Origin of the sequence: Micromonospora sp. NPDC047753, from assembly GCF_040642735.1 — a bacterium.
Taxonomy (GTDB): domain Bacteria; phylum Actinomycetota; class Actinomycetes; order Mycobacteriales; family Micromonosporaceae; genus Micromonospora.
The window spans coordinates 1-5,341 of record NZ_JBEYSL010000465.1 but is presented as its reverse complement, the minus strand read 5'-3'; the positions used below and the strand labels follow the sequence as shown (position 1 = coordinate 5,341).

The 5,341-nt window shown below is 69.4% G+C and carries 4 protein-coding genes and 1 pseudogene; 2 read left to right on the top strand and 3 right to left on the bottom strand.

The genetic code is table 11. The features are described 5' to 3' along the window. Nucleotides 1–590: oligopeptide/dipeptide ABC transporter ATP-binding protein (locus ABZ749_RS28605; RefSeq protein WP_357233233.1), on the top strand; the 590-nt coding region annotated here is incomplete at its 5' end. Between the two features lie 171 nt (nt 591–761). Here the strand turns inward: ABZ749_RS28605 and ABZ749_RS28600 are convergent. Further along, nucleotides 762–1,151: a chorismate mutase gene (locus ABZ749_RS28600; RefSeq protein ID WP_357233231.1), complete on the bottom strand. Its 390-nt coding sequence runs from the start codon at nt 1,149–1,151 to the stop codon at nt 762–764. 550 nt (nt 1,152–1,701) lie between these two features. Further along, nucleotides 1,702–2,049 (bottom strand): hypothetical protein, encoded by a 348-nt coding sequence (locus ABZ749_RS28595; RefSeq protein ID WP_357233229.1) that lies wholly within the window; start codon nt 2,047–2,049, stop codon nt 1,702–1,704. A gap of 313 nt (nt 2,050–2,362) precedes the next feature. Here ABZ749_RS28595 and pcrA point away from each other — a divergent pair, with 313 nt between their 5' ends. Next, on the top strand, nt 2,363–4,768 hold the full coding sequence (pcrA, locus tag ABZ749_RS28590) for a DNA helicase PcrA (protein ID WP_357233227.1): 2,406 nt from the start codon (nt 2,363–2,365) through the stop codon (nt 4,766–4,768). A gap of 95 nt (nt 4,769–4,863) precedes the next feature. Here pcrA and ABZ749_RS28585 read toward each other — a convergent pair. Continuing rightward, nucleotides 4,864–5,259: pseudogene (locus ABZ749_RS28585) on the bottom strand (M23 family metallopeptidase); the annotation flags it as partial. Between the last annotated feature and the right edge of the window lie 82 nt (nt 5,260–5,341).

The following is a 5,341-nucleotide window of genomic DNA, read 5'->3' as shown; positions in this document are numbered from 1 at the left end:
ACCTGGTCGGGCTCAACCCGGAGCACATCAACCGGTACCCGCACCAGTTCTCCGGCGGTCAGCGTCAGCGCATCGGCATCGCCCGCGCGCTCGCGCTGCGGCCCGAGATCATCGTCTGCGACGAGCCGGTGTCGGCGCTGGACGTCTCCATCCAGGCCCAGGTCATGAACCTGCTGGAGCAGTTGCAGGGCGAGTTCGGCCTCTCGTACGTCTTCATCGCGCACGACCTGTCGGTGGTCCGCCACCTGTCGGACCGGGTCGCGGTGATGTACCTCGGCAAGATCGTCGAGATCGGCACCGAGGACGAGATCTACGAGCGACCGACCCACCCGTACACCCAGGCGCTGCTCTCCGCGGTGCCGGTGCCGGACCCGACCCAGCGGCACAACAAGACGATCATCCGGCTCACGGGTGACGTGCCGTCGCCGATCAGCCCGCCCTCGGGCTGCCGGTTCCGGACCCGCTGCTGGAAGGCGCAGGACGTCTGCGCCGAGCAGGTCCCGCTGCTGGAGATCCGCCGGGGCTCGGACCACCCGAGCGCCTGCCACTTCGCGGAGAAGCGCGAGATCGTCGCCACCCACGAGGTGTGAGTCACCGAAACCGCCTGCCGCCGTCTCCACGACGACGGCAGGCGGTTTCGTCTGTTCAGGTGATGACCGGACCGGTCACGCGGCGCCGGACAGCGGCGTCAGCGAACCGCTTGTTGCCCAGGACGGGCGGCCCAGGTAGCCCTGGCCCGGTTCGGCCCGGGCTGAGGAGGCTCACAGAGGGCCGCGGCCCGCGCGGAGCAGCAGCAGAGCCAACTGGGTGCCGTCGGCACCGAGCGCGACGCGGAACCGCTCCAGGATCTCCCGTTCCCGGGAGAGCACCAGGCGGGTGCCGCCGGACGCCATCCGGGTCACGCCGACCTCCTGGGACAACGCGGCCCGCTCCTGCCACAGCGTGATCAACGCGTTGTCGATTTCGTCGATGCGTTCCCTGATCTGCACGATCCGCGCCGAGGCGGACGGCTCCTCGGTGCCGGTCTGCTGCTCGGCCGGCTCGGCGTCCGCACCTGCCGGTGGTGTGGCCACCGCCGGCTCGGCCTCCTGCGCGACGGGCTGCCCCGGTCGGATCGGGCTGCCGCTCTGCTCCATCACGTCTGTCATCATCGGGTACCTCTCGCACTGTGGTGCCCGGTGCCCGGAACCTGGGACGGAAAAAGCCCCGGACTCCAGGAGCCGGGGCTTTAGCAGGTCTGAACGATCAGGCGCGACCTACGGCAGCCGGACTCCCGGTGCCATAGTAAAAGTAGAAGCGCGCAGCGATCACGCCATCGAGTATGCCCGTGTCGTCAGCCGCGGCGCAAGGATCCGCCGGTGACAAGCGCCCCTCCTGGACCGGATGCGTCAAGAGCCGGCTCTCTGCGCCTCGGCCGAGCGGGGATGCGGTCGGCGGGGCCGAGGGGCACCGGGGCGCAGGTACGCGACCAGGGCGTCGAAGCCGGGCCGGCTCAGTCACCAAAGCGCCAGGGGTGCCATGCGTCAGTGTCGACGGCGACGCATGGCGAGACGTCACAGAGACAGCATTTAGCATTCACCGCGAGTCGAATTGTGTGATCAGGTGAGTAATAGCCACCTGATCGCTCGCACGTGTTACTCCCTCAGCTCGACGATCAGGTCGGGCTGAGGGAGTAATTGTCGAACCTTGTGTGCGTGCTCGCTACATATAGACTCTTGCGCCGTAGGACCCGCCGTTTTCCTTCAGGACAAAGCTCGCGATCTTTGAGTCGGGGAAGCTTCGGCAGCCACCGCCATAATTCCAGTCGGTAACGCTGACGTCCTGGCCGTCCGTCCGCCGGAACAGGCCGATCACCGTGCGGCCATCGTCCTCGTTGTCGCAGACCTCGATCGTGGAGGAGTTGTTGTCGTTGTTGGTGGCGCACGCCCGGTCGTAGCCGTCATAGGCACACTTGGTTGTCGCGGCCTGCGCCACGCCTGGCACTGCGGCGAGCACAAAGGCAATGCCAAGCACGGAAGCTCCTGCGGCGCGGCCCATCATTCTCTTCATTTGTCTCCCCGTGTGGTTGGAACGTGTCGAGATGGCGAAATCATACGTACCTCAGTTCCGTCGGTCAATGTCTTGACAACCGCCCACACCACTGATGCGCGGGGAAATTGAAAGCGCCTGCCTGAAATCAAATCTTCGGTCCTTGACGAACGGGTCCCAAGCGCCCGCAACCCACACGCACCGACCACGGCTCACGGCCTGCTGACCATCTGCCCGACGCCATCCACCGCCATGGTCGGCACCACCGTGCGTCGCCCTGGCCGGGTGTGCTTCCTCGGGAGGTGTCGGGCCGGAGGCATAGACTTGTCGGGCGATGCATCCTCTCTTCGACATCCCCGCGTCCCCGCCTGCGCCGGAGTCCGCGCCGGCCCGCCCGCACCGACCCGGGGCGGCCACCGCGCGTCTCGATCCGCAGCAGCTGCTCGCCGGGCTGAACGGGCCGCAGCGCGACGCCGTCAGCCATGCCGGCTCGCCGCTGCTGATCGTGGCCGGCGCCGGGTCCGGCAAGACCCGGGTGCTCGCGCACCGGATCGCCTATCTGCTCGCCGCTCGGGACGTGCACCCCGGTGAGATCATCGCGATCACCTTCACCAACAAGGCCGCCGGTGAGATGAAGGAGCGCGTCGCCGCGCTGGTGGGCCCCCGGGCCCGCCTGATGTGGGTGTCGACGTTCCACTCGGCCTGCGTGCGGATCCTGCGTGCCGAGCACGAGCACGCCGGCCTCAAGTCGACGTTCTCGATCTACGACGCGGACGACTCCCGCCGGTTGATGCAGCTGGTCACCCGCGAGCTGGATCTCGACCCGAAGCGCTACCCGGCGCGTGGTCTGGCCGCCCAGGTCTCCAACCTCAAGAACGAGCTGGTCGACCCGGAGCAGTTCGCGGCGCGGGCCACCGGCCCCAACGAGCGGGCGCTGGCCGAGGCGTACACGCTCTACCAGCGTCGGCTGCGTGAGGCACACGCACTGGACTTCGACGACCTGATCATGACCACGGTGCACCTGCTCCAGTCCCACCCGCACGTCGCGGAGAGCTACCGCCGGCGGTTCCGGCACGTGCTGGTGGACGAGTACCAGGACACCAACCACGCCCAGTACGTCCTGATCAAGGAGCTGGTCTCCGGCACCGACGGGCTGGAGCCCGCCGAGCTGTGCGTGGTCGGCGACGCCGACCAGTCGATCTACGCGTTCCGGGGTGCGACGATCCGCAACATCCTGGAGTTCGAACGGGACTTCACCGACGCGCGGACGATCCTGCTGGAGCAGAACTACCGCTCCACCCAGACCATCCTCAACGCGGCCAACGCCGTGATCGACCGCAACACCTCCCGCAAACCCAAGCGACTGTGGAGCGAGGCCGGCGCCGGCGAGCAGATCGTCGGCTACGTCGCCGACACCGAGCACGCCGAGGCCGACTGGGTGGCCCGGGAGATCGACCGGCTGGTCGACGCCGACGAGACCCGCCCCGGCGACGTCGCCGTCTTCTACCGCACCAACGCGCAGTCCCGCGTCTTCGAGGAGGTGTTCATCCGGGTCGGCCTGCCCTACAAGGTGGTCGGCGGGGTGCGCTTCTACGAGCGCAAGGAGGTCCGCGACGCCCTCGCGTACCTGCGTTCGGTGGTCAACGACGACGACACGGTGAGCCTGCGGCGAGTGCTCAACACCCCGCGCCGGGGCATCGGCGACCGCGCGGAGGCGTGTGTCGAGGCGCTCTCCAGCCGCGACCGGATCTCCTTCGGCGCGGCGCTGCGCCGGGCCCGGGAGGCGCCGGGCATCTCCAGCCGGGCGGCCAACGGCATCGCGGACTTCGTGGCGCTGCTCGACGACGCCCGCGAGCTGGCCGAGACCGGCACCCCGGAGGAGGTGCTGGAGGCGCTGCTGACCCGTTCCGGCTACCTCACCGAGCTGGAGGAGAGCCTGGACCCGCAGGACGCCGGCCGGGTGGACAACCTCCAGGAGCTGGTCAGCGTCGCCCGCGAGTACACCGAGCGGATCGAGGCGCTGGGCGAGGAGGGGGAGCGGGCCACCCTGGCCGGCTTCCTGGAGCAGGTGGCGCTGGTCGCCGACGCTGACCAGATCCCCTCCGACGACCCCGACCACCAGGGCGTGGTCACCCTGATGACGCTGCACACCGCCAAGGGGTTGGAATTCCCGGTGGTCTTCCTGACCGGGCTGGAGGACGGCGTCTTCCCGCACCTGCGTTCGCTGGGCGACACCCGCGAGTTGGAGGAGGAGCGCCGACTGGCGTACGTCGGCATCACCCGTGCCCGACAGCGGCTCTACCTGTCCCGGGCGGTGACCCGCTCGGCCTGGGGGCAGCCGTCCTACAACCCGCCGTCGCGCTTCCTGGAGGAGCTGCCGACCGAGCTGGTGCACTGGGAGCGCACCGAGGGGTCGTACACCTCGTGGGCTGGCGGGGGCGGCGGCGTCGGTGGCCGCGCGGACCGCGCGCCCGGCGCGCGTGGCAACTTCACCGGGGGTACGCCGAAGGCGGCCCAGTTGGCGCAGCGGCTCGGCGTGGACGCCAGCCGGCTGACCACCGCCAGTGAGCTGCCGCAGGGGCCGAAGGTGTCCGCGGGCGACCGGGTCAACCATCAGCGGTACGGGTTGGGGCGGGTGCTCGCCGTCGAGGGGCACGGCCCGGGCGCCCGTGCGCAGATCGACTTCGGCGACCAGACCATGTGGCTGGTGCTCCGGCACGCCCCGGTCGACAAGCTCTGACCCGTCGCTACCAGGATCGTGCCAGATCACGGAAAGAGTGGCCTCACGTACCGCTGAGGCCACTCTTTCCTTTTGTCCCGCGCAGGGACGTCGCCTCAGCAGCCCAGGTCGACGCCACGGGACCGCATGAACGGGGCCGGGTCGATCTGGTTCCACATGCCCTGGTGCACTTCGAAGTGCAGGTGCGGGCCTGTGGCGTCGCCGGTGGCGCCCTCGTAGCCGATGACCTGGCCGGCCTTGACCGCCTGGCCGACGGTGACCGCGATGCGGCTCTGGTGGGCGTAGTGGGTCAGGTAGCCGTTGCCGTGGTCGATGAAGACGGAGTTGCCGTACCCGTCGGAGGCGTCGCCGGCCTGGGTCACGGTGCCGGCGGCCGCTGCGTGGATCGGCGTACCGGAGGGCAGCGCCAGGTCGATACCGGCGTGCAGGGTGCCCCAGCGCTGCCCGTAGCAGGACGTGACGGCTGCGCCCGGCATCGGGCAGACCGAGGAACGACCCGTCCGTGCCGAACCATGCGTGTGAGCGAACGGCTCCGTCGACTTCGGGGTGCCAACCGGGAACGGTGATGTCACC

Excerpts from the sequence above, each read along its gene's own strand:
- ABZ749_RS28600 (WP_357233231.1), bottom strand. The coding sequence starts at position 1,151 with ATGATGACAGACGTGATGGAGCAGAGCGGCAGCCCGATCCGACCGGGG.
- ABZ749_RS28595 (WP_357233229.1), bottom strand. The coding sequence starts at position 2,049 with ATGAAGAGAATGATGGGCCGCGCCGCAGGAGCTTCCGTGCTTGGCATT.
- pcrA (WP_357233227.1), top strand. The coding sequence starts at position 2,363 with ATGCATCCTCTCTTCGACATCCCCGCGTCCCCGCCTGCGCCGGAGTCC.